Source organism: Streptomyces sp. NBC_01635, from assembly GCF_045209715.1.
In the GTDB taxonomy this organism is placed as follows: Bacteria; Actinomycetota; Actinomycetes; order Streptomycetales; family Streptomycetaceae; genus Streptomyces; species Streptomyces hirsutus.
In genome coordinates this window covers 4,087,915-4,114,758 of record NZ_CP109277.1, presented here as the reverse complement: position 1 = coordinate 4,114,758, position 26,844 = coordinate 4,087,915, and the positions used below count along the sequence as shown (strand labels likewise).

The window sequence follows — 26,844 nt, the reverse complement described above, 5'->3', positions numbered from 1 at the left end:
GAACCGGATCATGGCCGGTGCGCTCGTATTGATGTTCGTCGTGGTGGCCGTGGCGTCGGCGCTCGGTTAGCCGCGACGCCCCCTGCCTTTTCGCGCGGACGCCTGCCTGCGCGGACGCTCCGGCGCCTGTTGTGCCCGGCGCCGGAGCAGGCCGTTTGCTACCCGTTCTGCCCGTCCTGCCGTCCTACCAGGCGAAGGCCTCCGGGGACGGCCCCGGGCCCGGGAAGATCTCGTCCAGCGAGGCCAGCAGTTCCTCGCCCAGTTCCAGCTCGACCGCCCGCAGTGCCGATGCCAGCTGTTCGGCGGTGCGCGGACCGACGATCGGGCCGGTCACCCCGGGCCGGGTGAGCAGCCAGGCCAGCCCGGCCTCGCCGGGCTCGACGCCGTGCTTGTCGAGCAGGTCCTCGTACGCCTGGATCCGCGCGCGGGCGGCCGGGTCGGCGAGGGTGTCGGCGGCCCGGCCGGAGGCCCGGCGCCCTCCCTGGACCTCCTTCTTGATCACCCCGCCGAGCAGCCCGCCGTGCAGCGGCGACCAAGGGATGACCCCGAGCCCGTACTCCTGCGCGGCCGGGATGACCTCCATCTCGGCGCGGCGCTCGGCGAGGTTGTAGAGGCACTGCTCGCTGACCAGGCCGATGGTCCCGCCGCGCCGGGCCGCGGTCTCGTTCGCCTGGGCGATCTTGTAGCCGGGGAAGTTGGACGATCCCGCGTAGAGGATCTTGCCCTGCTGGACCAGGACGTCGACGGCCTGCCAGATCTCGTCGAACGACGTGCTGCGGTCGATGTGGTGGAACTGGTACAGGTCGATGTGGTCGGTCCGCAGCCGCTTCAGCGAGGCGTCGACGGCCCGCCGGATGTTCAGGGCGGACAGCTTGTCGTGGTTGGGCCACGCCTCGCCGTCGGCGGCCATGTTCCCGTACACCTTGGTGGCGAGCACGACCTTGTCGCGCCGCCCGCCGCTCTGGGCGAACCAGGTGCCGATGATCTCCTCGGTACGGCCCTTGTTCTCGCCCCACCCATAGACATTGGCCGTGTCGAAGAGGTTGATCCCGGCGTCCAGCGCCGCGTCCATGATGGCGTGGCTGTCGGCCTCGTCGGTCTGCGGACCGAAGTTCATCGTCCCGAGGACGAGCCGGCCGACCTTCAGTCCCGTGCGTCCCAGCTGTGTGTACTTCATGGTTACCCAGCCAACGGCCTGGAGTGCCCTCCAGGCAAGCGGGAGGAGATCAGTCGCGGGGAAAGCCGCCGGTCGCGACCGTCAGGTCCGCCACCGTGCCGGTCAGGTCGAGAGGGTCGCCGAAGTCCACCTTCGTCCGCGTGACGTAGTCGCCGTTCTTGGGGTGGGTGTAGACGTAGCACCGGGCCCGGTAGGGGTCGGCGATGACGTAGAGCGGCACCTCGGCGACCGCGTAGGCGGCCTTCTTCGGGCCGTAGTCGTTGGCGGCCGTGCCCTCGGAGATGACCTCGACGACGAACTCGATGTCCTGATACCGCCAGTGGCCTTCGGCGTCCTTCCGGGCCCCCTTGCGGAGTACCGCGACATCCGGGCAGAAGCCGTTCTCATACCCTGGGAAGTCGATACGGACGTCCGAGAACACGGGGACATCCATGCCGAACCTGTCCTCGACGGCCCGGACGATCCGCCGGATGATCCCCCAGTGGGTGTCCCGTTGCGGTGTCATGTGGACGTTGCCCCCGACGATCTCAACCCTGAATCCTTCGGGGACGGGCATCCGCTCCAGCCGCTCGAACCACTCGTCCAAGCGCTGCGTGTTGGCGTCGGCCATGGCGATCCTGTCGTCTACGACGGTCATCGTGGCGCTCCTCCCCGGCTGCCCCCATGGACGAGTGCAGCCGCGCGGTACAACGATACGCACGGTGACCGGGACACGGGAGGCAGCGCATATGCCGGAGCGGGACCGCACCGACCACCCGGTCGCCTTCGTACGGTGCTTGGAGGAGGGACGCCGGGAGGATCTGTGGAGTGCGGTACGGCCGTGCGCCGAGTGGCTGATCCGGGAGGTCCGGAAGATCCGGAGGTCCGGGAGGCTGGAGGTCCGGGAGGTCCGGGAGGTCCGGGAGGTCCGGGAAGCGGGCCAGGAGCACGGGCCAGGAGTTGCCCTTGAGTGTCACGTCTACGTCAGGAGTGATGCGGGGCGAGGGTGGCTCGGCAGGAGCCGACGGTTCTGTCGTAGCGGGTGACGGTGCCCGCCACTGCTTCAGCGGAGACGGCGCACATGCCCGCGTGACGCAAGGCGGCGCGTCGACGAACTGCCGTCCACAGCAGATGTGTTGCCGTGTCGCGGCGCTGTCACGGCGGTGTTCTGAAGGAAAGACGGACGTGACCTGGGGTCTCCGGGGCTCGTCATAGTCGGCACAGGGCGGGAAACCGGCGGAAACGCCGTCGGCTCTCTCCCGCCCCGCCCTCGGAAGGAACCTCCCATGATGAACCGCCACCTGCGCAAGGCCGTCGTCGCCACCGCCGTGATCACCGCCGGGCTGCTGATGACGGCGTGCCAGAACGACGACGTCGAGGACGGCGCGTCCGGCACGGGCGGAACGGGCGTGGAGGCGTCGGCCTCCGGGAACGCGAAGGGTGTCAGCGGCTCGTTCAAGAACGGGGAGGTCACCTATCTCGCCCCGGGCAAGTACATCGTGTCCGTGCCGGGCAAGGACGACCAGCAGTTCTTCGTCGCCGACGACACCGAGGTCTACGGCGTCGGCACGATCTGCGGCGAGGCGGGGGCCAAGGTGGACGCGCCCTGCACGCTGGACCAGTTGGAGGCGGCCGCCAAGAAGGACGCCGTGGGCGCCGACGTGGAGATGAAGAACGGTGTCGCGACCCTGGTGACCGAGCGGCGTGCCGCCCAGCAGGGCGCCGACTCCGGCTCCGATTCCGACTCGGGCTCCGGTTCCGGCTCCGACTCGGGCTCCGACTCCGGTTCCGGCGAGACCGTCGTCGAGGGCATCGACAAGGGCAAGGGTGTCAACGGAACCTGGTTCGGCAACGTCTCCTACCTGGCGCCGGGCAAGTACACGGTCTCCGACACGAAGGGCGTCGAGCAGGCGTTCTTCGTCTCCGAGGAGACCGAGATCTGGGGAGCCGGCGACATCTGCGGTGACGCGGCGGGGCAGAGCGCCACCGAGTGCACCGAGGCCGAACTCGAGGAGGCGGCCAAGAAGGGCGTCGGAGCCGAGGTCACCATCAGCAACGGCATCGCAACCAGGATCACCGAGGACCACTGAGCCGCGGACCGACCGCAGGGCGGGACGTCCCGGGCAGGACGTCCCGAAGACGGCCTCCGGAGTCACCCGGATCCACCCGGAGGCACCTGGTGCCACCTCGGCTCCACCCGGATTCGTCTGGATCCATCCGGATCACCCCTGAGCGACCCGGATCCGCCCCGATCCCCTGGAACCGCCCAGGGCGGCTCGGAACCACCGGGAACCTCCCGGTCCTTCCGGCCCCTCGGAGTGAGCCCCTACGCCGCGGTGTAGGGCCCGCCCAGTTCCCAGCCCCGGTACAGCGCCTCCGCGAAGGCCTCGGCGATCCTGTGTTCGCCGTTCGCGTTGGGGTGGGTGCCGTCGTAGGTGTCGGTGTGGATGTCGTACTCCGGCGGAAGCGAGGCCAGGAGGACGGGGGAGTCCGGAGTGTCCAGGTCGACGGCCGTCTTCGCCAGGAGGTCGTTGAAGCGGGCGACCTGGGCGGCGAAGTCCGGGTCGGCCTCCGCGCGGATGTTGGGTATCACCGGGAGCAGGACCAGGCGCACGCGCCGGTTGGCCGCGCGTGCCGCCGCGACGAAGGCGCGGACGTTGTCCGCGGTCTGTTCGGGGTTCGTGTAGAAGCCGAGGTCGATCAGGCCCAGGGAGACCAGGAGCACGTCGGCGCGCAGCGTCCGGACGGCCTCGCCGATCACCGGCACCATGTGGTGCCAGCCCTCGCCCCAGCCGGCCAGGTGCCCGCGCGGGAAGTCCGGGTCGGCGTAGGCGTGCGAGGTGGGGGAGTCCGCCTGCGGGTCGTGCAGCGTCTCGCGCGGGCCGACGAGGGCGAAGGGGCCGCCGTACTCCGCGCACAGGTGCTGCCACAGTCGGTAGCGCCAGGTGTGTTCACCCGCGCTCCCGATGGTCATCGAGTCGCCGACGGGCATGAACCTGAGCATCCGGTCATCATCGTCGATCCGCCCCGCCACCGCGATGTGAGTCAGACCACCCGCCGTGAACTGCTGGGCGCAGTGGCACTCTTGGGTCATGCGCCGACCTCTCGCCCCGCTCGCCGCGGCCACCGCCGCCGCCCTGTTCGCCGCTCCGGTCCTGCTCGTGGGCGCGCTCGGTGCGCCCGCCGCGGCCGCCGACGGCGACGACGCGGGTGCCGGGAACGACTCCTTCACGATCCAGGACCCGCGGATCACCGAGTCCAGCGGGCTCGCCGCCTCCCGGCTCCACCCGGGCGTCTACTGGACCCACAACGACAGCGACGACGGCGCCTACCTCTACGCCGTCGACAGTGCCACCGGCGAGACCGTCGCCCGGGTGACCTTCACCGGTGTCGGCAGTCCCCGGGACGTCGAGGCGATCTCCATCGGGCCGGACAACCGGATCTTCATCGGAGACATCGGCGACAACCTCGGCGGCACCTGGCCCCACGTGTGGATCTACGAACTGCCCGAACCGAAGGAGCTGCGGGACCAGACCGTGCGGGCCACGCAGTACGTCGTCACGTACTCCGACGGGGCCCGCGACGCCGAGTCCCTCGTCGTGCACCCGAAGACCGGACGCGTCTACATCGTCGACAAGAAGGAGGAGGGCGGGCACCTTTACGAGGGGCCCGCCGAACTCTCCGCCTCGGGCGGCAACGTCTTCCGGCCGATCGCCCCCGTCGACCTGTGGGCCACCGACGCCGCCTTCTCGCCCGACGGCCGGCAGCTCGCCGTACGGTCGTACTTCGGCGGCATCCAGTACGCGTGGGACGACGCGACGGACGGGAAGATCAAGCGCAAGGGGCGGCTCAGCGTGCCCCTCGCGGGGCAGGGCGAGTCCGTCAGCTACTCCGCGGACGGCTCCCGGCTGATGTACGGGAGCGAGGGCGAGCAGAGCCCGGTCGAGTCCCGCGAGGTGCCCGGCGGCGGTGCCGGTGACGGGGGCGGGAAGTCGTCCGGGGGCGGCGGCTCGGCCACCGGTGAGGACGGCGACGGGGTCGGCGGCGACGGGATCAAGGTCGGGGTGATCGGCGTGGTCGTCGTGGGGGCCCTCCTGCTCGGGCTACGACGACTGTTCCGGCGGAGCTGAGCGGTCCGGCCCGGCTGAGCGGTCCGGCCCGGCTGCGGGGACGGACGGCGGAGTGGATGCCGGAGCGGACGACGGGGCGGCTTTCGCGGCGCGGGTGGTCACGAACAGCTCCAGGCCGTCCAGGATGCGTTGCAGTCCGAACTCGAAGTGGTCGAAGTCGAAGCTGAAGGTGTCCTCGGCGAGGGAGGCCAGGACGGGGTAGCGCCCGCTGAGGATGGCCTTCTCCAGGGCCGGCTGCTGGGCTTCCCAGAACTCCGCGTCCGTCAGCCCGGAGGTGCGCTCGGCCTCCTGCTGGTACAGCTGGGTGCGGGCCGCGCCGACGACGTACCCCTCGATCATGATGATCACCGACAGCAGTTCCGGGTCGGACAGACCCATCGGCTTGATCCGGGACATCACCTTCTCCATGCCGTCGAGCGCGCTGGGCCCGAGGATCGGCCGGGACTGGTTGACCTCCAGCAGCCAGGGGTGGCGACGGTACAGGGCGAGCGTGGAGCGGCCCAGGACCTCCAGGGCCGAGCGCCAGTGGCCGTCGCCGAAGTCGGCGGGGTCCTCGGAGGCGCGCTGGACGCGGTCCAGCATCAGGTCGAGCAGCTCGGCCTTCCCGGGAACGTAGCGGTACAGGGACATCGTGCCCGTGCCGAGTTCCGTGGCGATCCGGCGCATCGAGAGCGCGCCGAGCCCTTCCCGGTCCGCGAGCTCGACGGCGGCCTCCACGACGCGCTCCAGCGTCAGGCCCGGTTTCGGCCCGCGGCTCGGCCGCCGGCCCGTGCCCCACAGCAGGTCGAGGGTGCGGGTGATGTCACCGCTCCCGCTCGTCTCCCTGCCGCTGGTCTGCCCACCGCTCGTCATGGGCTCAGTCTAGATCCGCGCGGAAAAACTGGGTACGGCGTACGCGTAACCGGGTACGGTGTACCCAGTTAAGTGGAAGGGGGACTCATGAACGACGGCCATGACAAGGGCGACGGGCTCGGCAGTGGCTACGGCGGGCCCGTCGGGGACGACGGCTACGTGGTGAGGGCCGAGGGGCTGGACAAGCGGTACGGGGAGAAGCGTGCCCTCGACGGCTTCGACCTCGCCGTCCGTACGGGCACCGTGCACGGCCTGCTGGGGCCGAACGGCGCCGGGAAGACCACCGCCGTGCGCATCCTGTCGACGCTGGTCCGGCTGGACGGGGGACGGGCCACGGTGGCCGGTCTCGACGTCGGACGGCAGGCGCGCGAGGTGCGGGCGAGGATCGGGCTCACGGGGCAGTACGCGGCCGTGGACGAGGTGCTCACGGGACGGCAGAACCTCGAGATGTTCGGGCGGCTGTTCCACCTGGGCGGGAAGCGGGCCCGGTCGCGGGCCGCCGAACTGCTGGAACGGTTCGACCTGAGCGACGCCGCCGACAAGGGTGTCGGCGACTACAGCGGAGGCATGCGGCGGCGTCTGGATCTCGCCGCCTCCATGATCCTCGCGCCGGCCGTGCTCTTCCTGGACGAACCGACGACGGGGCTCGATCCCCGTAGCCGCAACGAAGTCTGGGACTCCGTACGGGCCTTGGTCGCGGACGGCACGACCGTGCTGCTGACCACGCAGTACCTGGAGGAGGCCGACAAGCTGGCCTCCCGCATCACCGTCATCGACCAGGGCCGGGCCATCGCGGACGACACCCCGGACGGACTGAAGAACCTCGTCGGCGGCGACCGCATCGAGGTCGTCGTCGCCGAACGGGCCGACGTCCCGCGGGTGGTGAAGGTGGTCGCCCGGGTCACGGACGGCGAACCGGAGTCGGACGAGAGCGAGTTGCGCGTGCATGCCCCGGTGGCGGACCGGGTGGCCGCGCTGACCGAGGTGGCGCGCACCCTCCAGGACGAGGGGGTACGGGTCGAGGACATCGGGCTGCGCAGGCCCAGCCTCGACGACGTGTTCCTGCGCCTCACCGGCCACCGCACCTCGTCGGCCGACGAGGCCGCCGACGCCGTTTCCGGCAAGGAGAATTCTGGCAAGAGGACTTCCGGCACGAGGACTTCCGACAAGAGGGCTTCGGACAAGAAGGAGGCCGCCGTATGAGCGCCGTCGACCTGGCCGACGAACCGGGCGCCGGCCCTCCCGCCGGTCCGGGCACCGAGCCGGCCGTGCACGGCCGCGCTTATTGGGCGCTCGCCGACTGCTGGAACATCGTCCGCCGCGGCCTGACCCACTACCGGCGCCAACCCGTCAACATCGCCTGGCAACTGGGCTTCCCGATCCTGTCGGTGCTGCTCTACGGCTATGTCTTCGGCAGCGCGATGACGGTGCCGGGCGGCGGCGACTACAAGGACTTCCTGATGCCCGGGATGTTCGTGATGACGATGGCGTTCGGCTTCATCAACACCGCGACCATCGTGGTGTACGACGCCACCAAGGGCGTGATCGACCGGTTCCGCTCGATGCCGATGGCGCCGTCCGCGGTGGTGGCCGGGCGCGGGGTGACCGATCTGGTCGTGGCCTGCGCCGAGTTGGGGATCCTCGTGCTCACCGCGCTGGCCATGGGCTGGCGGCCGGACGGCGGCTGGGGCTTCCTCGCGGCGTTCGGCCTGCTGCTGTGGCTGCGGTTCGCACTCATCTGGCTCGGCGTCTGGCTCGGACTCCTGGTGCCCAACCCGGAGGCGGCGGGCGGGCTGTTCGCGGTCGCCTTCCCGCTGACGATGATCTCCAGCATCTTCGTGGCCCCGCAGCTCATGCCCGACTGGCTGGGCTGGATCGCCGCCTGGAACCCGATCTCGTCCACGGCCGCGGCCACCCGCGAGCTGTTCGGTACGCCGGTCGGCGGCGGCGACTCCTGGGTCGAGCAGCACGCGCTGCTGATGGCGGGGGTGTGGCCGCTCGTCCTGACGGCGGTCTTCCTGCCGCTCGCGGTACGGAGGTTCCAGCGGCTGAGTCGGTGAGCCGCTGACGCGGCGAGGCCCGGGGGAGGCGGGGTCGGGGAGGAGGCGGACGGCGTCCGGGGTGTGAATGCCGTCCGCCTCCTTGACGTGTTCATGTGACATGGCTTGCATGGAGGGCGCGGGGTAGTGGGAGCGCTCCCACTCGTTCCGGGCCCGCCCTCCGAGAGGAAGCAGCGACATGTTCCGCAGCTTGCGAAGAGCGCTGTGCGTGGCCGTGGCGGCGTTCCTGTTACCGCTGGCGGGTGTGCAGCCGGCCGGTGCGGCAGAGCCGGGCGACGGCACGGCCCGTACGGCGGCCGGTACCGCGACGACCCGTGCGGCGGCGGCCGGTGAAGGGTACTGGCACACCAGCGGCCGGAAGATCCTGGACGCTGCGGGGCAGCCCGTACGGATCGCCGGCATCAACTGGTTCGGCTTCGAGACCGACGTCCGGGTGGCCCACGGCCTGTGGGCCCGCGACTACAAGGGCATGCTCGACCAGATCAAGTCCCTGGGCTACAACACCGTCCGCGTCCCCTACAGCGACGACATCCTCAAGCCGGGCGCCCTGCCCGGCAGCATCAACCACGACGGCATCAACACCGACCTGCGGGGCCTGACCTCGCTCCAGGTGCTGGACCGGATCGTGGCACACGCGGGGCGGGCGGGCCTGAAGATCGTGCTCGACCGGCACCGTCCCGACGCGGCCGCGCAGTCCGCGCTCTGGTACACCGACGCGGTGCCCGAGTCGACGTGGATCACCAACCTCAAGGCGCTCGCGGCCCGTTACAAGGGCGACTCGACCGTCATCGGCATCGACCCGCACAACGAGCCCCGCGACCCCGCCTGCTGGGGCTGCGGCGATATGGCACGGGACTGGCGGCTGGCCGCCGAACGGGCCGGCAACGCGGTGCTGTCCGTCAACCCCGAGCTGCTGGTCTTCGTCGAGGGCGTGCAGTCGCACAACGGGGTCAACGGCTGGTGGGGCGGCAATCTGATGGGCGTCGCCGAGCACCCGGTCCGCCTGGACGTGCCGGGCCGGCTCGTCTACTCCGCGCACGACTACGCCACCAGCGTGGCCCAGCAGCCCTGGTTCGACGACCCGTCCTTCCCCGCCAACATGCCGGGCATCTGGGACAAGTACTGGGGCTACGTCTTCAAGCAGAACATCGCCCCGGTCTGGCTCGGCGAGTTCGGCACGACCCTCCAGTCGGGCGTGGACCAGCGGTGGCTGTCCGCACTGGTCTCGTACCTGCGGTCCACGTCGCAGCACGGGGCCGACGGCTTCCACTGGACCTTCTGGTCCTGGAACCCCAACTCCGGTGACACCGGCGGCATCCTGAAGGACGACTGGACGACCGTGGACACGGTGAAGGACGGGTACCTCGCGGACATCAAGGCCCCGGGGTTCGCGGCGGAGGACCCCGGCGGACCGGGAAACCCGGGCGACCCCGGTGGTCCGGGTGACCCCGGCGACACCGCCGAGTGTGCCGCCGCCTACACCGTCAGCAGCGACTGGGGCGGCGGCTTCAACGCCGACGTGAAGGTCACCAACACCGGGACCGTGCCGCTGACGTCCTGGAAGGTGACGTGGGCCTGGAACGGGGCCCAGCGCGTCACCAGCATGTGGAACGCCTCGTACACCCAGTCCGGGGCGACCGTCACCGCCGTCAACGCCGGGCACAACGGAGCGCTCACGGCGGGCGGTTCGACGAGCTTCGGCTTCGGAGGCGCACCCGGCGGCGGGAGTGTGCCGAGCGTGATGTGTACGGCGACGTGAGCGACGTGAGCTGCGCGTGATCAGGGGCCCGGCGCTGTGGCCTGTACCCGGTGCCGGGCCCTCTGCCCTGTGTGCGGATCACACCGAGGCATGTCGCCTGGATGGGAGCTTTCGGTCGGTGTCCCCACAATGGCTGGACGGCTTGCTGCCAGGCTCAGGGGGTACGGCCCTTGCTGGGCAAGGTCCTATGTGCTCTTCAGAGGGCGCTCAAGGAATCTTGCTCTCGTGGGCCCCCGGCAAGAGCCCATAGCTCCAGGTGGTCGACGAAGCCCTGGTACACCTCGGCTGTCTGAGCGGTACGGCCCGCGACAGTCAGCACACGAAGGCTGGCGCACCGGGCCAGCTGCCTCATCATGAGGTCGTGCGCAGCAAGGCGTGCCGGGCGGCCGAGCCGTCCGTGACGGCAGGAGGCAGGACGGCCTCCCTGCTCACCGTCTCGTGCGAGAGCCGGCAGGCTTTCCTGCGCCAGTTCGCGTAGCCGCCGCACCCCGCACCAATCACGAGGTTCGCGGGGTGGGAGATCGGGTTCTCTGCTCGCATGCGTATTCGGTGCGGTAACCTCCGCGTTTCAAGGTCATCTGACTGCGACTCAAGGGGGAAAAGTGCGAAGTGCTGTGCGGTCGGGGGAGTTTGCTGCAGGTGTCTGCGGCTCGTGTCGGTCCGCAATATGACGCGCTCCGCCGCCCGGGGCGCCGTGCTGCTCGTCGCCGTGCTGGTCACGGGGTGCTCGGGCAGCGGGGGTTCTTCTTCCGCCCCCTCGTCCGCCCTGCCTGTCACGCCGAGCAGTGCCCCGAGCGCTCCGGCATCGCCCGAAGCCACTCCCGAACCGTCGCCGGTCGTCAGCTACCTGGCGGGTACGAAGATCGTCACGCTCGGCGGCACGGAGGTCCGGGTCACTCGCAATGACGTCGGCTTCGAGGTTGTCGGCAGTGTCACCCATACCCATGACGTGACACTCAACATCAGGGTCACTGTCAGTGTGGGCAACGGAAAGGACTGGGTGCGGACCACCAAGCTTTACTTCCCGAAGGTGGCGCCAGGGCAGACGAGCAGGGAGACCGCTCTCGTGAGGGGTTCCTACCAAGGTGAATTGCCGGACGGCCCGAAAGTCTACATAGACTCAGTGATCAACTACTGAGAAGGCCCGTCGGCGCAGGACCGGGCCGGCGCAGGCCGAGGCGAGGGAAAGACCCGCCAGCAGGCAAGTGAGCACATTGACCGACGTGGAGATGTGCTCCACCGTGGGGCCGTCGGAGTAGACGCAGGCGCTGCGAAGAGGCCAGTACTCCTGCTTGACGGCTGTCAGCAGGGCGCCGGAAGCACTTCGCTCTGCGCACAACGCGGGGAAGGTCCCTGCCAGAGTGCGGGAGAACCAGCCGTAGCAGTACATGACCGCTGCCGAAGCTCCGAAGGCCAGGGCGAGGACCGCACAGAGCCTGGACAGTGGCACAGGCGGGTTGTTCAGCATCAGGACAACGGTCACGAGGCCTGCCGCCGCGGTGGCGAGACCCATGAGCATGAGCGTGCCCAACAACGGCATCAACGCTGTGTCGCCCTCGTCAAGCCGGCAGTGAAGGTACGCCGTCGTGGAGGTGTACGGGGCGCTCCTCCGAGGGGGCGGTCATGACAGCGGTGAAGCGGCGCCGGATGCGCCCGTCGAGATTTCCCGGGCTCCAGTGGGGCTGAACCAGTCCCACCTTGCCGTCAGGGCGAATCATCGCCGGGCGCATCTTCACCGTCGTGCAGGAGTGAACTGCTACAGCTGCCCGATGACGTAGTCGACGCACTTCGTCAGGGCCTCGACGTCTGCCGGGTCGATCGCCGGGAACATCGCGACCCGGAGCTGGTTGCGGCCGAGCTTGCGGTAGGGCTCGGTGTCCACGATGCCGTTGGCGCGCAGCACCTTGGCGATGGCGGCGGCGTCGATCTCGTCCGTGAAGTCGATGGTGCCGATGACCTGGGAGCGCTTCGCCGGGTCGGTGACGAACGGGGTCGCGAACTTCGACTCCTCGGCCCAGCCGTACAGGCGGGTCGACGAGTCCTTGGTGCGGCCGGTGGCGAAGTCCAGACCGCCCTGGCCGTTGATCCACTTCAGCTGCTCGTTCAGCAGGAACAGGGTGGCCAGCGCCGGGGTGTTGTACGTCTGGTTCTTGCGGGAGTTGTCGATCGCCGTGGGAAGGCTGAAGAACTCCGGGACGTGGCGGCCGGACGCGTGGACGCGCTCGGCGCGCTCGATCGCGGCCGGGGAGAAGACCCCGATCCACAGGCCGCCGTCGGAGGCGAAGGACTTCTGCGGGGCGAAGTAGTAGACGTCCGTCTCGGCGATGTCGACGGGCAGGCCGCCGGCGCCGCTCGTCGCGTCCACCAGGACCAGGGAGCCCTCGTCGGCGCCGGGCACCCGCTTGATGGGCATGGCGACGCCGGTGGAGGTCTCGTTGTGCGTGAAGGCGTAGACGTCCACCCCGGCCTCGGCGGCCGCCTCGGGGTGCGTGCCCGGGTCGGCCGCGACGACGGTCGGCTCGGCGAGCCACGGGGCGAGCTTGGCCGCCTTGGCGAACTTGGAGCTGAACTCGCCGAAGGTGAGGTGCTGCGACTTGTTCTCGATCAGGCCGTGGGTCGCGACGTCCCAGAACGCGGTGGAGCCGCCGTTGCCGAGGACGACCTCGTAGCCTTCGGGGAGCCGGAACAGCTCACGGATGCCCTCGCGCACTTCGCCGACCAGGTTCTTCACCGGGGCCTGGCGGTGGGAGGTGCCCAGCAGGGAGGTGCCGGTCGCGGCCAGCGCGTCCAGCGCTTCCGTCCGCACCTTGGAGGGGCCCGCGCCGAAACGACCGTCGGCGGGCTTGATGTCAGCAGGAATCCGGATCTCAGCCACAACCCAGGAGCCTAGCGGCTCGGGGAAACCCGGATGCAACATCGTCCGTCGGCTGAGACGGGTGTCGCAGCCCTGCGGGCGCGTGCGGGGTGCGTGCCCGCGGACGGTGGACCGCTCGCAGGCACGCACCCCGAACCCGGTCAGCCGCCGAGCTTCACCGGCAGCTCGTACAGGTCGTTCTGCGTGACCACCGGCTTGTTGCGCAGCTCCTCCGCCGGGACCGACAGGTCCAGCTTCGGGAAGCGCGCGTACAGGGCCGGCAGGGCCACGCCCGCCTCCAGGCGGGACAGGGCCGCGCCGGGGCACACGTGCGGGCCGTGGCCGAAGGAGATGTGCCGGTTGGCGCTCTCGCGGGTGATGTCGAAGTCGCCGGCGCTCGGACCGTGCGCCTGCTCGTCCCGGCCGATCGCCGCGTACGACACGATCAGCGCCTCCCCGGCCGGCAGGACGGTGTCGCCGACCGGTACGTCCTCGGCGGCGAACCGGACCAGCACGTGGGAGGTGGGCGTGGAGTGCCGCAGCGTCTCCTCGACCACCGCCGACCAGTCCACCTCGCCGGACAGCACCAGCTCGCGCTGCTCGGGGTGGAGGGAGAGGCCGACCACCGCGTTGACGATGAGCGAGATCGTCGTCTCGTGGCCGGCCGCCACCATCAGCTGGAGCGTGGCGACGATCTCCTCGTCCGTGAGACGGTCGCCGTTCTCCGACGCCTGGATGAGCGCGGAGGTCAGGTCGTCGCCCGGGTTCTCGCGCTTGTGCGCGACCGTCTCGGCCATGATCCCGGCCAGCTCGGTCAGCGTCGCGATGACCTCCTCGGGCGGGGTCTGCGTCGAGAAGAACTTCTCGAAGAGTTCCTTCAGGCGCGGCAGCCGTTCCTCCGCCAGCCCCATCAGGTCGGCGATCACGTACATCGGCAGGGGGTAGGCGAACAGTGCCTTCAGGTCGACCGTCTCGCCCTGCGCCTCGGCCACCTGGTCCAGCAGGCCCTCGGTAAGCTCCGTGATCCGCTCACGCATCCGCTCCACCCGGCGCACGGTGAGCGCCTGCGCGACCAGGGTGCGCAGCCGGCGGTGGTCCGCGCCGTCCACGGTGAGCATGGAGCGGGGCGGGTTGGCCAGCCCGATCAGCGGCCAGTCGGGGGCGATCTCGCCGCGCTGCCAGGCGCCCCAGACGTTGATGTCCTTCACCAGACGCGGGTCGGTGAGCAGCTTCTTGGCCTCGGCGTGGTGCGTGACCGCCCACACCGGCACGTCGCCCGGCAGGACCACGCGTGCGAGCGGGCCCGCGGCACGCAGCGCCGCGCTCTCCGCGTCGAGGTCGGAGACGAACGGGTCCAGAGGGATGGGGTTCCCCTCGGTGCCGGGCGTGGGCATCCGGGTGTCCGTGCCAGCCGTCATGTGTGGGAGCCTCCAAGGGCGGGAGTGGGTGTGAAGGTGACCGGAAGTTCGGACATTCCGCGCAGCCACGGCGACGGGCGGCGGGACAGGGACGCGGCCGGCACCGCCAGGTCGATGTCCGGCAGGCGGTCCAGGACGACCTCGATGCCGGTCCGCGCGATCACCTCGGAGATCTCCTGGGCCGGGAACGGGCAGCGGTGCTCCCCGTGGCCGAAGGAGAAGTGCGCGCTGTTGCCGCCGGTCAGGGCCGAGCCGTCGGTCCGCACCTGCGGATCGGAGTTGGCGCCCTGGAGGCCGAGGAGCAGCATGTCGCCGACGCGGATGCGGCGCCCGCCCAGCTGGGTGTCGCGGGAGGCCCAGCGGCCGGCCACGTTCTGGGTGGGAGTGTCCTCCCACAGCACCTCGTTCATCGCCTCGGCGACGCTGTTGCGGCCGCCGAACAGGGAAGCGGCGAACCGCGTGTCCGTCAGCATCAGGTGCAGGGAGTTGCCGATCCAGTCGGCGGTCGGCTGGTGTCCGGCCGCCATCATCACCATCAGGTCCTGGACGATCTCCTCGTCGGTGAACCCGGAGGTGTCGGCGAGCATCCGCGACACCACGTCGTCGGCGGGTTCCTTCCTGCGCGCGGCGACCAGTTCGGTCATCGACGTGAACAGGTGGGTCTGGCCGGCCAGCGCCCGCTCCCGCCCGTCGATCATGTCGTTGAGGGCGGTGACGAGCGCCGGCCCCTGCTCGTCGGAGAAGCCGTAGAGCCGGGCCAGCACGCGTACGGGCAGCAGCGCCGCGAACTCGTTGGTGATGTCGGCCGCGCCCCGGGGACAGATGCCGTCGATCAGCTCGTCGGCGAACTTCTCGGCGTAGCCGCGCAGTTCGAACGGGTCCACCGCCTCCAGCGCGTCGACCAGCATCCCGGCCCGCTCGCGGTGCCGCTCGCCGACCGTGTAGAGGATCGACGGCTGCTTGCGGCCGATCATCGGCAGCAGCGGCCAGTCGTCGGGGATGTTCTCCCACTGGTTCCACAGGTCGGAGTCGCGGCTGAACAGCACCGGGTCCCCGGTGATCTGGTGCAGCTCGCGGTAGCCGACCACCAGCCAGGCCGGTACGTCGCCGTCCAGGATCACCGGGACCACGCTGCCGTGGTCGCGCCGCATGTTCCGGTACACCCCTGCCGGGTCGTCCTGGAGCAGGGGGCCGCTGAAGTGGACGGGGTGAGGAGCGGAAGCAGGACTCACACCAGCTCCTGACGGGGGGCTCGGGCCTGGTCGGCGTAGAGGGTCTGGATGTGCTCCACCAGCGTGATCAGCACCAGCTTGCTGGACTCCCGGGAGCGCGCGTCGCAGGTGACCAGCGGGACGTGCGGATCGAGGTCGAGGGCCTCGCGGATCTGTTCCGGCGTGAAGGCGGGGCCGCCGAAGTCGTTGCAGGCCACGATGAACGGCGTGCCGTGCTTCTCCAGCCGGTCGATGGCGTACCAGGAGTCGTCGATGCGCCGGGTGTCGACCAGGACGACCGCGCCCAGGGTGCCGGAGAACAGCCGGTCCCACAGGAACCAGAAGCGCTCCTGGCCGGGCGCCCCGAACAGGTACAGCACGTTGTGGCTGTCCAGGGTGATGCGGCCGAAGTCGAAGGCCACGGTCGTCGAGGTCTTGCCGTGCACCCCGCTGAGGTCGTCGACGGCCTCGCCGGCCTGGGTCATCGTCTCCTCGGTGTTGAGGGGACGTATCTCGCTCACCGAGCGGACCATCGTCGTCTTGCCGGCGCCGAAGCCGCCCACGACCACGATCTTGAGGCCGTTGTCGGCCGACGCGCCCAGTGGTGTACGCGTGTCAGAGGTTGCGGAGTCCAACGAGCACCTGCTCCAGGATGTCGGGGTCGGGTACGGCGGCCTTGCGCGGGTGCCGGGCGCTGACGCGGCCCGACGCCTGGAGGTCGGCGAGCAGGATGCGGGTGATGCTCACCGGCAGCTTCAGCTCGGCCGCGATCTCCACGACCGCCGTGGGTCGTTCGGTCAGCCGCAGGATCGCGGCGTGCTCGGACTGCATGCCGGGCACCGGATCGCATTCGGCGACGACCAGCGTGACCAGGTCGAAGGGGTTGTCGGACCCGGACCGGCTGCGTCCGCCGGTGACGGTGTAGAGGCGGTCCGGGGAGTCGTCCCTTCCCGGCCTGCTCATGCGGAGCGCGGCGGAGCGGTCAGGTGCTCCCCGAGCTGCTCCACGAGCTCGCTCATGTTGTGCCCGATGAGCCCGGCGTCGGCGTCCTCGCTGGTGACCACGGCCAGGTGCGCGCCCTGGCCGGCCTCCACGATGAACAGCACGCCCCCGTAGAACTCGGTCATCGCCGAGCGGACGCCTCCGCTGCCGTCGCCGAACTCCACGGACGCGCCGTGCGACAGCGACTGGATGCCCGCGGCGATCGCGGCGAGCTGGTCGGCCTGGTCGGCGGAGAGTTCGGGGGTGCGGCACAGTTTCAGGCCGTCCCTGGACAGCACGAGCGCGTGCCGCGCACCCGGGGTGCGCTCCAGCAGGCCCTCTATCAGCCAGGTGAGCTTCTCGTCGGCGGTGGTCGTGCCGGTCATGAGGTGGTGTCGCCTTCCGGTGTTGCGGGGGTGGGGGTGGAGGGGGAGGTGATGGCTTCGGCGTCCCCGTTCGGGGTGCCTGGGGCGCCTCCGGTGCCTGCGGCCGTGTCTGCGGTCGTCTCTGCGCTCGCGTCCGTGGCCGTGGCTGGTGCGGGGTCCGGCGTGGGGTCTGTCGTGAGGTCCGGGTCCGGGTCCGGTTCCGTGGCGGTGGCGCGTACGGCCTGGCGGAAGCTGCTGAAGCGGGCCGTACGGGCCTTCGTCTCCTCGGCGGTGGGCGGGGCCTTGGGCGGGGCGTCGGCATGGCTCGTGCCGCGGGTGCGCTCGGCCTCGGCCAGGGTCCGGCCGCGGCGGCGGCGGGGGAGGTTCAGCGGGGGCGCGTCCGCGTCCCGGCCGGCGGAGTCGTGCGTGGGTACCGGGTCGGGGTCGAGCTCGCCGGCCCGGGACGCCGCGTACGAGTGGCTCGTGGTCCTTGCCGGGGGCGTCGTGCGGGAGGTGGTGCGGGCGGCCGGGTCCCGTGGTGCCGGGTCCGTGCCGGTCGGGGCGATGTGGCTCGTCCCCGGGGCCGTGCTGTCGGCCGGGTGGGCCGCCGGTGCGTCGTCCGGGCGGCTGCCGCGACGGCGGGGCAGGACCGGGCCCGACGGCCCGTCCGGTACCGCCGCCGGGGTCGTTCTGGCCGTCTCCCCGGACGGCACGGCCGCCGCGGACGGTGCGGACCGGGCCGGAGCCTTCGTGGCGGGGGCGGTCCGTGCGGCCGGGAGGGAGGAGGAGAGGCCCGGTGCGGCGGCGACGGCGGACGGCGTCCCGGGAGCGTCCGGCGGTACGAGGATGTCCTGCGGGATGAGCATGAGGACGCCGGTGCCGCCGCGGGCCGAGGGCCGGTAGGAGACCGTGAGTCCGTACCGCCGGGCCAGCCGGCCCACCACGGCGAGTCCGAGCCGGGTGCCGGTGAGGCCCCCGAGCCCGCTGGTCTCGCCGGAGACCGCCCGCTCGGCGCGCCGCAGTTGGGCCTCGCCCATGACGAGTCCGCTGTCCTCGACGGACACGATGACCCCGGCCGGCACCTCCTCGACGTAGACGTGCACCTCGGCGTTCGGCGGCGAGAAGTTCGCCGCGTTGTCGAGGAGTTCGGCGGCCGCGTGCATCACGCCCTCGGCGGCGTGCCCGGCGACGGCGACGTCGCTCGCGGAGTGGACGCGGATGCGCTGGTAGCCGCTGATCCGGCCCATGGCGCCGCGCAGGATCGACTCCATGCCGATCGGCCGGGCCCAACGACGGCCGGAACGGGCACCGGTGAGGACGGCGACGGAGTCGGCGAGCCTGCCCGCCTGCGCGGTGCGGTGGTCGAGGTGCAGGAGATCCGCGAGGACCTCCTCGTCGTGGTGCTTGTCCTCCATCGCACGCAGGTCCGCGAGCATGCCGGTGGACAGGGCCTGCATGCGGCCGGCGACGTTGGCGGTCGCGGAAACCGCCGCGGCGCGGGCGCTGTTGGCCTCGCGCAGCCGGACGGCCAGCCGGGCGTTCTCGCCGATGTGCCGGTCCCGGTCCCGGGACAGCCGGTCCCGTTCCTCGCTCAGCCGGTCGCGCACCTGGCCGAGCCGGTCGCGCTCGGCGGTGTGCTCCTGGATCAACGCGGCGGTGCGGGCGGCGTGTTCCTCGTCGCGTCGGCGCAGTTCCCCGGCGTGCTCGTCGGCGAGCCGGGAGAGTGCGGTGGTGTGCTCGTCGGCGAGCCGGGCGAGCGAGGCCGTGTGGTCGTCCGTGAGGCGGGCGATCTCGGCGGCGTGCTGTTCGGTGAGCCGGGTCCGCTCGGCGGTGTGGTCGTCGGTGAGCCGGGCCCGCTCGGCGGTGTGCTCCTGCGTCAACCGTTCGGTGGTGATGGAGTGTTGTTCGTTGAGGCGATCGCGTTCCGCCGTCAGGGACTGGGCGAGGCGGGTCCGCTCCTGGTCCAGCTCGGCCGACAGGCGGGCCCGTTCCCGGGTGAGTTCGCCGGTCAGCCGCTCGTGCTGGCGGCGGGCCTCCTCCGCCTGCCGGGTGCGTTCCTGGATCAGCCGGTCGACGTCCAGGCCGGCCCGCTCCAGCCGCCTGCGGAGCGCTCGCGCGGACAGGACGGCATGGGTGGCCCAGGTGACGGCCGCACACAGCAGCAGGGCCGCCACCGTTCCGGTCGCCCCGACGGCGCCGCGTGCGGGTTCCGGCCCCAGCAGCACCGCGACGACGACCCCGACCGCGGAGAGCACCACGGTGATCAGAAGGGCGGTCAACAGGCTGCGGGGGGTGGGGCGGTCACCGGGGAGCAGGGGGGAGGTCATCAATCAGGTCCTCGGTCGGTCCTCGGTCGGGTCCGCCCGGGTGCCGTCGTCCGTGCGGCGCTCGGGCGATTCGATGGGGTCGCCGGACCCGGTTCCGGGGTCGCTTTTGAAGCGAGGTCCGACAACTGCGCGCAACTCGCGCTCACTATATGAGAGTTTGTGATCAGCTTGGGAAGAATCCGGTTCCGTTTTTCGGGAGGGGAGCCGGCGGGTGCCACGCGGGGCCGGGCCCGTGGACGGGCCCGGCCGGCGGCGCCCCGCAGGTCTCCGAGGCATCCTGAAAACATGACGGATCTGCGGGAACTGCGGGAACTGCGGGCAGGGCTGCGCGCGGCCGTGCGCGGCGAGGTCGACTTCGGCACCACCGCGCGGGCGCTGACCACCATGGACGCCTCCAACTACCGACGGGTGCCGCTCGGCGTGGTGGCTCCCCGGGACGCCGACGACGTGGCGGCGGCGCTGTCGGTCTGCCGGACGTACGGCGTCCCCGTGGTGCCGCGCGGCGGCGGCACGTCGATCGCGGGGCAGGCCACCGGAACCGGTGTGGTGCTCGACTTCACCCGGCACATGAACCGCCTGCTCTCCCTCGATCCCGAGGCCCGCACGGCCGTCGTGCAGCCCGGTCTCGTCCTCGACCGGCTCCAGGAGGCCGCCGCCCCGCACGGGCTGCGCTTCGGCCCCGACCCCTCCACCCACGGCCGCTGCACCCTCGGCGGCATGATCGGCAACAACTCCTGCGGCTCCCACTCCGTCGCCTGGGGCACGACGGCGGACAGCGTGCGGCGCCTGTCGGTGCTCACCCCGCGCGGCGAGCGGCTGCGGCCGGGGCAGGCGTGGGCCGGGGCCCCGGCGGGACTGCGGGAGCTGGCCGAGGGCGAACTCGCCCGCCTGCGCACCGGCTTCCCCGAGCTGCCCCGCCGTATCTCCGGATACGCCCTGGACGCGCTGCTGCCCGAGAAGGGCGCCGACGTCGCCCGCTCGTTCTGCGGTTCGGAGGGCACGCTGGGCGTGCTGACGGAGGCGGTCGTGGACCTCGTACGGGCGCCCCGCGCGCGTGCGCTCGCCGTGCTGGCGTACGCGGACGAGACCGGGGCCGCCGAGGCGGCGGCCGGACTGCTGGAGTACGGGCCGCTGACCGTGGAGGGCATGGCGGCCGACCTGGTGCCGGCCGCGGCGGACCTCCCGCGCGGGGGAGCCTGGCTGTTCGTGGAGACCGGCGGGGACACGGAAAGCGAGGCACGCGCGCGTGCGGAGACGATCGTCCGCGTGGCGGACGTCCTGGACGCCCTGGTGGTCACGGACCCCGCCCGGCAGCGGACGCTGTGGCGGATCCGGGAGGACGCGAGCGGCACGGCGACCCGGATGCCGGACGGGACCGAGGCCTGGCCCGGCTGGGAGGACTGCGCGGTACCGCCCGCCCGGCTCGGCGCGTACCTGCGGGACTTCCGCGGCCTGCTGGCCGACCACGGACTGCGCGGCTCCCCGTACGGGCACTTCGGCGACGGCTGCATCCACGTCCGGATCGACTTCGACCTGCTGACCGGTCCGGGCATCGCCCGCTTCCGCCGCTTCTCCGAGGAACTGGCCGACCTGGTCGTGGCCCACGGCGGATCGCTCTCCGGCGAACACGGCGACGGACAGGCGCGCGCCGAACTGCTACCGCGCATGTACGGCCCGGACATGGTGGCCCTCTTCGAGCGCGTGAAGGGCGTCTGGGACCCGGACGACCTGCTCAACCCGGGGATGCTGGTGCGCCCCGCGCCCCTGGACGCGAACCTCCGCTTCTCCGTCCTGCCGAGCAAGCCGGTGGACGTGGCCTTCGGCTACCCGTCCGACGGCGGCGACTTCTCGGCGGCCGTCCGCCGCTGCGTGGGCGTCGCCAAGTGCCGTACGACGTCGGTGTCGGGGCCGGCGGTGATGTGCCCCTCCTTCCGGGCGACGGGCGAGGAGGAGCACTCCACGCGCGGGCGCGCCCGACTGCTGCACGAGATGCTCGCCGGCGAGCTGGTGACCGACGGCTGGCAATCCACGGAGGTACGGGACGCCCTGGACCTGTGCCTGTCCTGCAAGGGCTGCCGTTCGGACTGCCCGGTCGGGGTCGACATGGCCACCTACAAGGCGGAGTTCCTCCACCACCACTACGCCGGCCGCCGCCGACCCGCCGCGCACTACGCGATGGGACGGCTGCCGGTGTGGCTGGGCTGGGTGGCGCGGACCAGGTCGGCGGGGGTGGTCAACGGCCTGGCCTCGGTGGGCCCGCTCGCCCGGGTGGCGAAACGGCTGGGCGGGATCGCGGAGGAGCGGGAGATTCCGCGCGTGGCCGGGGAGACGTTCACGCGGTGGTGGCGGGGGCGGAGGGCCGCCGTGCCCTCCGGTGCCGGGGCTGGTGGCGGTGATGGCGACGGTACCGGTGACCTGGTGATCCTGTGGCCGGACACCTTCACCGAGCACCTCTCGCCCTCCGTGGGACAGGCCGCCGTACGGGTCCTGGAGGCGGCGGGCCTGCGGGTGGCCCTGCCCCCGACGCTGCGACCGGGCGGGCGCCCGGTGGGGGACGGCCGCTCACGGTCCGCCGCACGGTTGCTGACGGCCCGTCGGGGCCGGGTCTGCTGCGGCCTCACCTACCTCTCGACGGGCCAGCTCGACCACGCCCGCGCGGTGCTGCGCCGCACCCTCGACCTGATGGAACCGGTCCTGGCCACCGATGCCCCGGTCGTCGTCCTCGAACCGAGCTGCGCGGCGGCCCTGCGCACGGACGCGCCGGAGCTGCTGCACGACGACCCCCGCGCGGCACGACTCGCCGCACGGGTCCGCACCTTCGCGGAGACCCTGGAGCAGTACGCGCCCGACTGGACCCCGCCCGCCCTGGACCGTCCGGTCACCGGCCAGACCCACTGCCACCAGCACGCGGTCCTCGGCGACACGGCCGACCGCGGGCTGCGTGCCGCGGCGGGCCTCACCGGCGAACTGAGCGGCGGCTGCTGCGGACTGGCCGGCAACTTCGGCTTCGAGGAGGGCCACTACGAGGTGTCCGTGGCCTGCGCGGAGGACCAGCTCCTGCCGGCGGTGAGGGAGGCGCCGGACGGGGCGGTGGTCCTGGCCGACGGCTTCTCCTGCCGGACCCAGCTGGAGCAGCTGGCGGGGGTGCGGGGCAGGCACCTGGCGGAGGTGCTGGCGGAGGCCCTGGACTGAGAAACCGTGAGCAGTCGCCGCCCTTATGTCCGCGACGCGCTCGGACGAGCCCCGGCAGAGCGTTGGACGGGCCGCGCGGCCAGTTCGGCGCGTCCCTCGGCCAGGACGCCGCCCGGTCGCGTCACAGCGTTCGCGCCCTCGTGACCGAGGACTCCCCCGCCGGCCCTTGATCCCCTGAGTGCTGGAGCCTTTGGGTGCCCGAGTGCCCGAGTGCCCGAGTGCCCGAGTGCCCGAGTGCCCGAGTGCCCGAGTGCCCGAGTGCCCGAGTGCCCGAGCCGCTTCGGCCGCTCCCTGACACTTCCGAGCGATCCGTGGCCGGCCGGGCGCGGCTGACTCGTCAGGCCGCGAGGCTGTCGTCCTCGGCCGGCTCGTCCTGAGCCATCAGGCCGGCCACCCACAACGGCATCAGCCAGTGCGCCACGAGGACCGCGATGAGTACCGGTGCCGCGTACGCCGTGGGGGCGTTGCCGTCGACCGCACCCACGATCAACAGGATGGCCGTGGTGGCGGCGAGGAGGAGGGTCATCGCCCGGTGGGCGCGGGCCTGCACCCGGGTGCGTTCGGCGGACTGGCGTTCGTCCAGCGCTCGTTCGCGTAGTTCGAGCAGGCCACGGGTGGCCGCGTTGATCGCCCCGGTCGCGACCGCCCACGGCAGCAGCAGCACCACCATGACGACGAGGGCCCAGACCGGTTGCCCCTCCGCGAGGTAGGCGTAGGCCATGAGTCCGCCGATGGCCGTGGTCAGCAGCAGGTGTGCGGCGACGGCCAGGCGCCGACGGGCGGCCGTGGCGTACAGCGGCCGGCCTCGGCGGTCGTTCATGAGCCGCAGCATGCCGTGGTCGTAGCGCGTCAGCGGTGTGGTGGTCATGAAGTCTTCCTCCCGTAGATCTCATCCGTGAGCGGCTGAAACGGCTCGAGCGAGAACAGGGCCTCCACCGGCAGCTCGAAGAACCGCGCGATCTTCAATGCCAGGTCGAGGCTCGGGTTGTACTGCCCGCGCTCGATGTAGCCGATGGTCTGGTAATGCGCTCCCACCGCTTCGGCCAGGCCCTGCCGTGACACCTTCCGCTCGGCACGCACCACGGCCAGTCTGTTGTGCACTTGCTCGCTCATGTATAAGAACTACTACATCATGATCGAGTACTGCAACACCGGCAACTCTCCGGAAGTCGAGGCGGTGCCGGGTCGGTTCTCGCGCCCGGCCGGGGCGGTGCGTGTGTCCAGCGCTCTGCCGGGGTGCTCGGGCGCAGCCCTCGCGGGCGTTGTTCCGGCGAAGGGGGTCGGCCGTGGTGATTCGCCGCCGTAGAGAAGACGGCACCTACCCGCCGCGCACTCGTATCCCCTCCGTCGTGGAGATCACGGCGGAATTCGGCATCGCGGCGGTGACCGCCCGGAAGGTGCACAAGGACTTGCGTGCGGAAGGGCTCATCTGCACCGAGCCCGGCCTCGGCTCCTTCGTCGCCGAGCGGTCGAAGACCGCAGGGGGCGAGCCCGGCAAGTAGGCGGGCCCGCCCCCGACGAGTAGCGGGCCCGAGCGGCCGGAACCTCGGAGCGATGTCTCAGGGGACCGTCTCGCCCCGTATCAGCGGCCCGCACACCGGCTGGACGTCCTCGGGGAGGTCGTCCGGGCGGCACCAGCGGGCCTCCAGGATCTCGAAGGGGTCCAGGCGCAGCTCGCCGCCCAGCAGCCGGGCCTCGTAGGCCACCTCCAGGCGGGTGCGGAAACCGCTGTTCAGCATCACGAGGCGGCCCGCCTCCACGTCGAGGCCGGTCTCCTCCTTGACCTCGCGCACCACGGTCTGCCGGAAGTCCTCGTCCTTGTGCGCGAAGCCGCTCGGCAGGCCCCATTGGCGGCCCGGCGGCCACATCCGGTGCCGGAGCAGCAGGACCCGCCCCTCGTCGTCGCGCACGACGCCGGTCACCCCGACCACGAACTTGGCGTTCAGGAACCACATGACGCGGCTCTGGACGGGGCGCAGGAGTCGCCAGAGACGGGCAATGAGTCGTCGCACGGGGCCTCGGGAGGTAGGAGTGGGGCGGTCAGGGGCTTCCCTGGTGGGGACGGTACCCGTCCCGGTGCCCGCCCCTCGCCCGCCGACACCTCTGCCAGGACTTGTCGGGCGGGACCTCTCCGTCCGCTGTCACCGGCTGCTGCTAGAACTGTGCGCACCTCAGCCCCGACACCCGAGGAGCCACCGTGGAGTTTCCGGCCGACATACCTCAACATCCCAGCTCTGTGTCCCACTTGGAACAGTTCCACGGCCTTCCCGTCCTGACCTTTCCGCAGGCGTCCTCCGACCCCTCCCTGCCGGCCGATCCCGCTTCCGTGGCGTGGCGTATGCGGTGCGGCCTGTACAGCGGGGACGAGGATGCGGACGACTACTGGAACCGCTTCACCGAGACCGTGCCGCTGGAGCAGGTACGCGCGCTCGTCATCGGCTCCGCGTGGTACGGATCCGACGGCTGGCCCTCCGAAATGATCGACATGCTCGTCGAGTCGAGCCCTCGACTGACCGGCCTGGAAGCACTTTTCCTCGGGGACCTCGAATTCGAGGAGAGCGAGATCTCCTGGATCACACAGTCCGATCTCGCCCCTCTTCTGCAGGCGTATCCCCGCCTGCGGGAGCTCGGTGTGCGCGGCAGCGAGGACCTCGCGTTCCCCGTCATCCGCCACGAAGGGCTGCGCACCCTGCGCTTCGAGAGCGGCGGGCTGCCCGCCTCGGTCACGCGCAACGTGGCCGCGTCCGACCTGCCGTCCCTGGAGTGCCTGGAGCTGTGGCTGGGCGACGAGTCCTACGGCTGCGACACGACGGTGGAGGATCTCCGACCGCTGCTCACCGGCGAGCGGCTGCCCTCCCTGCGCCATCTGGGACTGCAGAACAGCCAGTTCCAGGACGAGATCGCGGCCGCCGTGGCCCACGCTCCCGTGGTGGCCCGGCTCGAGTCCCTCAGGCTGTCGATGGGCGCGCTCGGCGACGAGGGCGCCGCGGCCCTGCTGAGCGGGCAGCCACTCACCCACCTGCGCTTTCTCGACCTGCACCACCACTACCTCGGCGACGCCATGATGCTGCGGGTCCGGGAGGCCCTCGAACCGGCGGGCGTCCGGGTGGACCTGTCCGAACAGGAGAAGGCCGACGAGGAGGACGAGGGCACCCGCTACGTCGCCGTCGCCGAGTGACCTCCCCTTCCCGCCCCGGCTTCCCCGACCGCGACAGATGTCCGGAGGCACTCGGTCCGCATGACGGACGGAGTTGACCCGGCCGGGGCGAGGGACTCATCGTCAGGTACGTAAGTGCTGCACGGTCCTGTCCGGGACTCATTACCCTGGACCGGAAAGCGCAGTGCGACGCACTGGAAAACGCAGTGCGACGCCCGATGCCCGCCAGGGGTTCCGCTCCCCGCACCGAGACCCCAGGAAGGGCCCGTGACCATCCCCAGCGCCGCCATCCCGTCCACCCCGGCCGTCGCACCCGCGACGGGCCAGGGAAATACGTCCGCCCCTACGGGCACCCCGCGCGGCCGGCGTTCCCTGGGGCCGGTCGGCCTGGTGCTCGCCGGGGGGATCTCCGTGCAGTTCGGCGGGGCGCTCGCGGTGACGCTGATGCCGCGGGCCGGTGCGCTCGGGGTCGTGACGCTGCGCCTGCTGGTGGCCGCGATCGTGCTGCTGGTGGTGTGCAGGCCCCGGCTGCGCGGGCACTCGCGCGCCGACTGGACCACGGTGGTCGTCTTCGGGCTCGCGATGGCCGGGATGAACGGCCTCTTCTACCAGTCCGTCGCCCGCATCCCGCTCGGCACGGCGGTCACCCTGGAGGTCCTGGGCCCGCTGGCCCTGTCCGTCCTGGCCTCCCGGCGGGCGGTCAACTTCCTGTGGGCGGGACTCGCCCTGGCCGGTGTCGTCCTGCTCGGCGGCGGAGGCTTCGACAGCCTCGACCCCCTGGGGGTCGCCTTCGCCCTGGGGGCCGGCGTCATGTGGGCGGCCTACATCGTCTTCAGCGCGCGCACGGGCCGCCGCTTCCCGCAGGCCGACGGGCTCGCCCTCGCCATGGGCGTGGCGGCGCTGGTGTTCCTGCCGCTGGGCATCGCCGAGTCCGGTACGAAGCTCCTCGAGCCGACGACCCTCGCCCTGGGCGCGGCGGTCGCGGTGCTCTCCTCCGTCCTCCCGTACACCCTGGAACTCCTCGCCCTGCGCCGGCTGCCCGCCTCCACGTTCGCCATCCTCATGAGCCTGGAACCCGCCATCGCCGCGGCCGCCGGATTCCTCATCCTCAGCCAGGCCCTCACTCTCACCGAGTCCGCCGCCATCGCCCTGGTCATCGCGGCGAGCATGGGGGCGGTGCGGACCCAGGTGGGGCGGGGGCGGGCCAAGACGCTCCCGGGGCAGTCCGCCTAGACCTTCCCTGCGCGAGAACGTTCCCGTCAGGGGTCTCGCGCCTGTCCGGACTCGAGTGCCGCCCCTGGCGCGTCCCAGGCCTCCGGGACGCGGAGGGGCGAACCGTCGGTGTGCGGGTGGGGGGGGGTGGGTGCGGCAGGGCGGCGGAC

The 26,844-nt window shown here is 71.6% G+C and carries 26 protein-coding genes; 10 read left to right on the top strand and 16 right to left on the bottom strand.

Annotation, left to right across the window (positions count from 1 at the left end):
- Positions 1 to 184: 184 nt before the first annotated feature.
- On the bottom strand, positions 185 to 1,177 hold the full coding sequence (locus OHB56_RS19055) for an aldo/keto reductase (protein WP_326753367.1): 993 nt from the start codon (positions 1,175 to 1,177) through the stop codon (positions 185 to 187).
- A gap of 49 nt (positions 1,178 to 1,226) precedes the next feature.
- Entirely contained in the window at positions 1,227 to 1,814 is a 588-nt protein-coding gene (locus tag OHB56_RS19050) for a Uma2 family endonuclease (protein ID WP_326753366.1), read from the bottom strand.
- Between the two features lie 628 nt (positions 1,815 to 2,442).
- On the opposite strand from OHB56_RS19050, the gene OHB56_RS19045 reads away from it, so the two are divergent.
- Entirely contained in the window at positions 2,443 to 3,246 is an 804-nt protein-coding gene (locus OHB56_RS19045; RefSeq protein ID WP_326753365.1) for a hypothetical protein, read from the top strand.
- A 236-nt stretch (positions 3,247 to 3,482) separates the two neighbouring features.
- On the opposite strand, the gene OHB56_RS19040 is transcribed toward OHB56_RS19045, so the two are convergent.
- Entirely contained in the window at positions 3,483 to 4,160 is a 678-nt protein-coding gene (locus OHB56_RS19040) for a GDSL-type esterase/lipase family protein (protein ID WP_326757046.1), read from the bottom strand.
- A gap of 88 nt (positions 4,161 to 4,248) precedes the next feature.
- On the opposite strand from OHB56_RS19040, the gene OHB56_RS19035 reads away from it, so the two are divergent.
- On the top strand, positions 4,249 to 5,286 hold the full coding sequence (locus tag OHB56_RS19035) for a WD40 repeat domain-containing protein (RefSeq protein WP_406354632.1): 1,038 nt from the start codon (positions 4,249 to 4,251) through the stop codon (positions 5,284 to 5,286).
- Here OHB56_RS19035 and OHB56_RS19030 read toward each other — a convergent pair.
- On the bottom strand, positions 5,260 to 6,138 hold the full coding sequence (locus OHB56_RS19030) for a TetR/AcrR family transcriptional regulator (protein WP_406354630.1): 879 nt from the start codon (positions 6,136 to 6,138) through the stop codon (positions 5,260 to 5,262). The genes OHB56_RS19035 and OHB56_RS19030 overlap by 27 nt on opposite strands.
- Before the next feature lie 87 nt (positions 6,139 to 6,225).
- Here OHB56_RS19030 and OHB56_RS19025 point away from each other — a divergent pair, with 87 nt between their 5' ends.
- The 3 genes from OHB56_RS19025 (at position 6,226) to OHB56_RS19015 (ending at position 9,957) form a co-directional block, all read left to right on the top strand.
- Positions 6,226 to 7,341 carry an ATP-binding cassette domain-containing protein gene (locus OHB56_RS19025; RefSeq protein ID WP_406354629.1) on the top strand — a complete coding sequence of 372 codons (1,116 nt, stop codon included), beginning with the start codon at positions 6,226 to 6,228 and terminating at the stop codon, positions 7,339 to 7,341.
- Positions 7,338 to 8,198 carry an ABC transporter permease gene (locus OHB56_RS19020; protein WP_406354627.1) on the top strand — a complete coding sequence of 287 codons (861 nt, stop codon included), beginning with the start codon at positions 7,338 to 7,340 and terminating at the stop codon, positions 8,196 to 8,198. Before OHB56_RS19025 ends, OHB56_RS19020 begins: the two co-directional genes overlap by 4 nt.
- 178 nt (positions 8,199 to 8,376) lie before the next feature.
- Positions 8,377 to 9,957 (top strand): cellulase family glycosylhydrolase, encoded by a 1,581-nt coding sequence (locus OHB56_RS19015; protein ID WP_406354625.1) that lies wholly within the window; start codon positions 8,377 to 8,379, stop codon positions 9,955 to 9,957.
- A 351-nt stretch (positions 9,958 to 10,308) separates the two neighbouring features.
- Here OHB56_RS19015 and OHB56_RS19010 read toward each other — a convergent pair whose 3' ends face one another.
- Positions 10,309 to 10,497, bottom strand: coding sequence for a hypothetical protein (locus OHB56_RS19010; protein ID WP_406354624.1), 189 nt, complete (start codon positions 10,495 to 10,497; stop codon positions 10,309 to 10,311).
- A gap of 112 nt (positions 10,498 to 10,609) precedes the next feature.
- Here OHB56_RS19010 and OHB56_RS19005 point away from each other — a divergent pair, with 112 nt between their 5' ends.
- Positions 10,610 to 11,095: a hypothetical protein gene (locus tag OHB56_RS19005; protein WP_406354622.1), complete on the top strand. Its 486-nt coding sequence runs from the start codon at positions 10,610 to 10,612 to the stop codon at positions 11,093 to 11,095.
- Here the strand turns inward: OHB56_RS19005 and OHB56_RS19000 are convergent.
- The 8 genes from OHB56_RS19000 to OHB56_RS18965 form a co-directional block, all read right to left on the bottom strand.
- A complete protein-coding gene (locus tag OHB56_RS19000; RefSeq protein ID WP_406354620.1) occupies positions 11,078 to 11,470 on the bottom strand; it encodes a hypothetical protein in 393 nt (130 codons plus the stop codon). The two genes, OHB56_RS19005 and OHB56_RS19000, sit on opposite strands and share 18 nt — an antisense overlap.
- A gap of 243 nt (positions 11,471 to 11,713) precedes the next feature.
- Positions 11,714 to 12,832, bottom strand: a complete 1,119-nt coding sequence (serC, locus tag OHB56_RS18995; protein ID WP_406354618.1) for a phosphoserine transaminase — start codon at positions 12,830 to 12,832, stop codon at positions 11,714 to 11,716.
- Between the two features lie 140 nt (positions 12,833 to 12,972).
- A complete protein-coding gene (locus tag OHB56_RS18990; RefSeq protein ID WP_406354617.1) occupies positions 12,973 to 14,229 on the bottom strand; it encodes a cytochrome P450 in 1,257 nt (418 codons plus the stop codon).
- The gene (locus OHB56_RS18985) at positions 14,226 to 15,461 is read right to left on the bottom strand and encodes a cytochrome P450 (RefSeq protein WP_326753354.1); all 1,236 of its coding nucleotides are present in this window, start codon (positions 15,459 to 15,461) and stop codon (positions 14,226 to 14,228) included. Before OHB56_RS18985 ends, OHB56_RS18990 begins: the two co-directional genes overlap by 4 nt.
- Complete coding sequence (locus OHB56_RS18980; protein WP_326753353.1) at positions 15,458 to 16,075, bottom strand: ATP/GTP-binding protein; 618 nt, start codon at positions 16,073 to 16,075, stop codon at positions 15,458 to 15,460. The genes OHB56_RS18985 and OHB56_RS18980 overlap by 4 nt, the downstream gene beginning before the upstream one ends.
- Positions 16,056 to 16,403 (bottom strand): DUF742 domain-containing protein, encoded by a 348-nt coding sequence (locus OHB56_RS18975; protein ID WP_326753352.1) that lies wholly within the window; start codon positions 16,401 to 16,403, stop codon positions 16,056 to 16,058. Before OHB56_RS18975 ends, OHB56_RS18980 begins: the two co-directional genes overlap by 20 nt.
- On the bottom strand, positions 16,400 to 16,807 hold the full coding sequence (locus OHB56_RS18970; protein WP_055596893.1) for a roadblock/LC7 domain-containing protein: 408 nt from the start codon (positions 16,805 to 16,807) through the stop codon (positions 16,400 to 16,402). The genes OHB56_RS18975 and OHB56_RS18970 overlap by 4 nt, the downstream gene beginning before the upstream one ends.
- Positions 16,804 to 19,113 (bottom strand): ATP-binding protein, encoded by a 2,310-nt coding sequence (locus OHB56_RS18965; RefSeq protein WP_406354614.1) that lies wholly within the window; start codon positions 19,111 to 19,113, stop codon positions 16,804 to 16,806. The genes OHB56_RS18970 and OHB56_RS18965 overlap by 4 nt, the downstream gene beginning before the upstream one ends.
- A gap of 285 nt (positions 19,114 to 19,398) precedes the next feature.
- Here OHB56_RS18965 and OHB56_RS18960 point away from each other — a divergent pair, with 285 nt between their 5' ends.
- Entirely contained in the window at positions 19,399 to 22,305 is a 2,907-nt protein-coding gene (locus OHB56_RS18960; RefSeq protein ID WP_406354613.1) for an FAD-binding and (Fe-S)-binding domain-containing protein, read from the top strand.
- A 337-nt stretch (positions 22,306 to 22,642) separates the two neighbouring features.
- Here OHB56_RS18960 and OHB56_RS18955 read toward each other — a convergent pair whose 3' ends face one another.
- Both OHB56_RS18955 and OHB56_RS18950 read right to left on the bottom strand, forming a co-directional pair.
- Entirely contained in the window at positions 22,643 to 23,173 is a 531-nt protein-coding gene (locus OHB56_RS18955; RefSeq protein ID WP_326753349.1) for a hypothetical protein, read from the bottom strand.
- Positions 23,170 to 23,418, bottom strand: a complete 249-nt coding sequence (locus OHB56_RS18950) for a helix-turn-helix transcriptional regulator (RefSeq protein WP_326753348.1) — start codon at positions 23,416 to 23,418, stop codon at positions 23,170 to 23,172. Before OHB56_RS18950 ends, OHB56_RS18955 begins: the two co-directional genes overlap by 4 nt.
- A gap of 173 nt (positions 23,419 to 23,591) precedes the next feature.
- Here OHB56_RS18950 and OHB56_RS18945 point away from each other — a divergent pair, with 173 nt between their 5' ends.
- On the top strand, positions 23,592 to 23,807 hold the full coding sequence (locus OHB56_RS18945; protein ID WP_406354611.1) for a GntR family transcriptional regulator: 216 nt from the start codon (positions 23,592 to 23,594) through the stop codon (positions 23,805 to 23,807).
- A 57-nt stretch (positions 23,808 to 23,864) separates the two neighbouring features.
- On the opposite strand, the gene OHB56_RS18940 is transcribed toward OHB56_RS18945, so the two are convergent.
- On the bottom strand, positions 23,865 to 24,317 hold the full coding sequence (locus OHB56_RS18940; protein ID WP_406354609.1) for an NUDIX hydrolase: 453 nt from the start codon (positions 24,315 to 24,317) through the stop codon (positions 23,865 to 23,867).
- Between the two features lie 224 nt (positions 24,318 to 24,541).
- Here OHB56_RS18940 and OHB56_RS18935 point away from each other — a divergent pair, with 224 nt between their 5' ends.
- Complete coding sequence (locus tag OHB56_RS18935; protein WP_406354607.1) at positions 24,542 to 25,483, top strand: STM4015 family protein; 942 nt, start codon at positions 24,542 to 24,544, stop codon at positions 25,481 to 25,483.
- Between the two features lie 246 nt (positions 25,484 to 25,729).
- Positions 25,730 to 26,695 carry an EamA family transporter gene (locus OHB56_RS18930; protein WP_406354606.1) on the top strand — a complete coding sequence of 322 codons (966 nt, stop codon included), beginning with the start codon at positions 25,730 to 25,732 and terminating at the stop codon, positions 26,693 to 26,695.
- Positions 26,696 to 26,844: the final 149 nt, after the last annotated feature.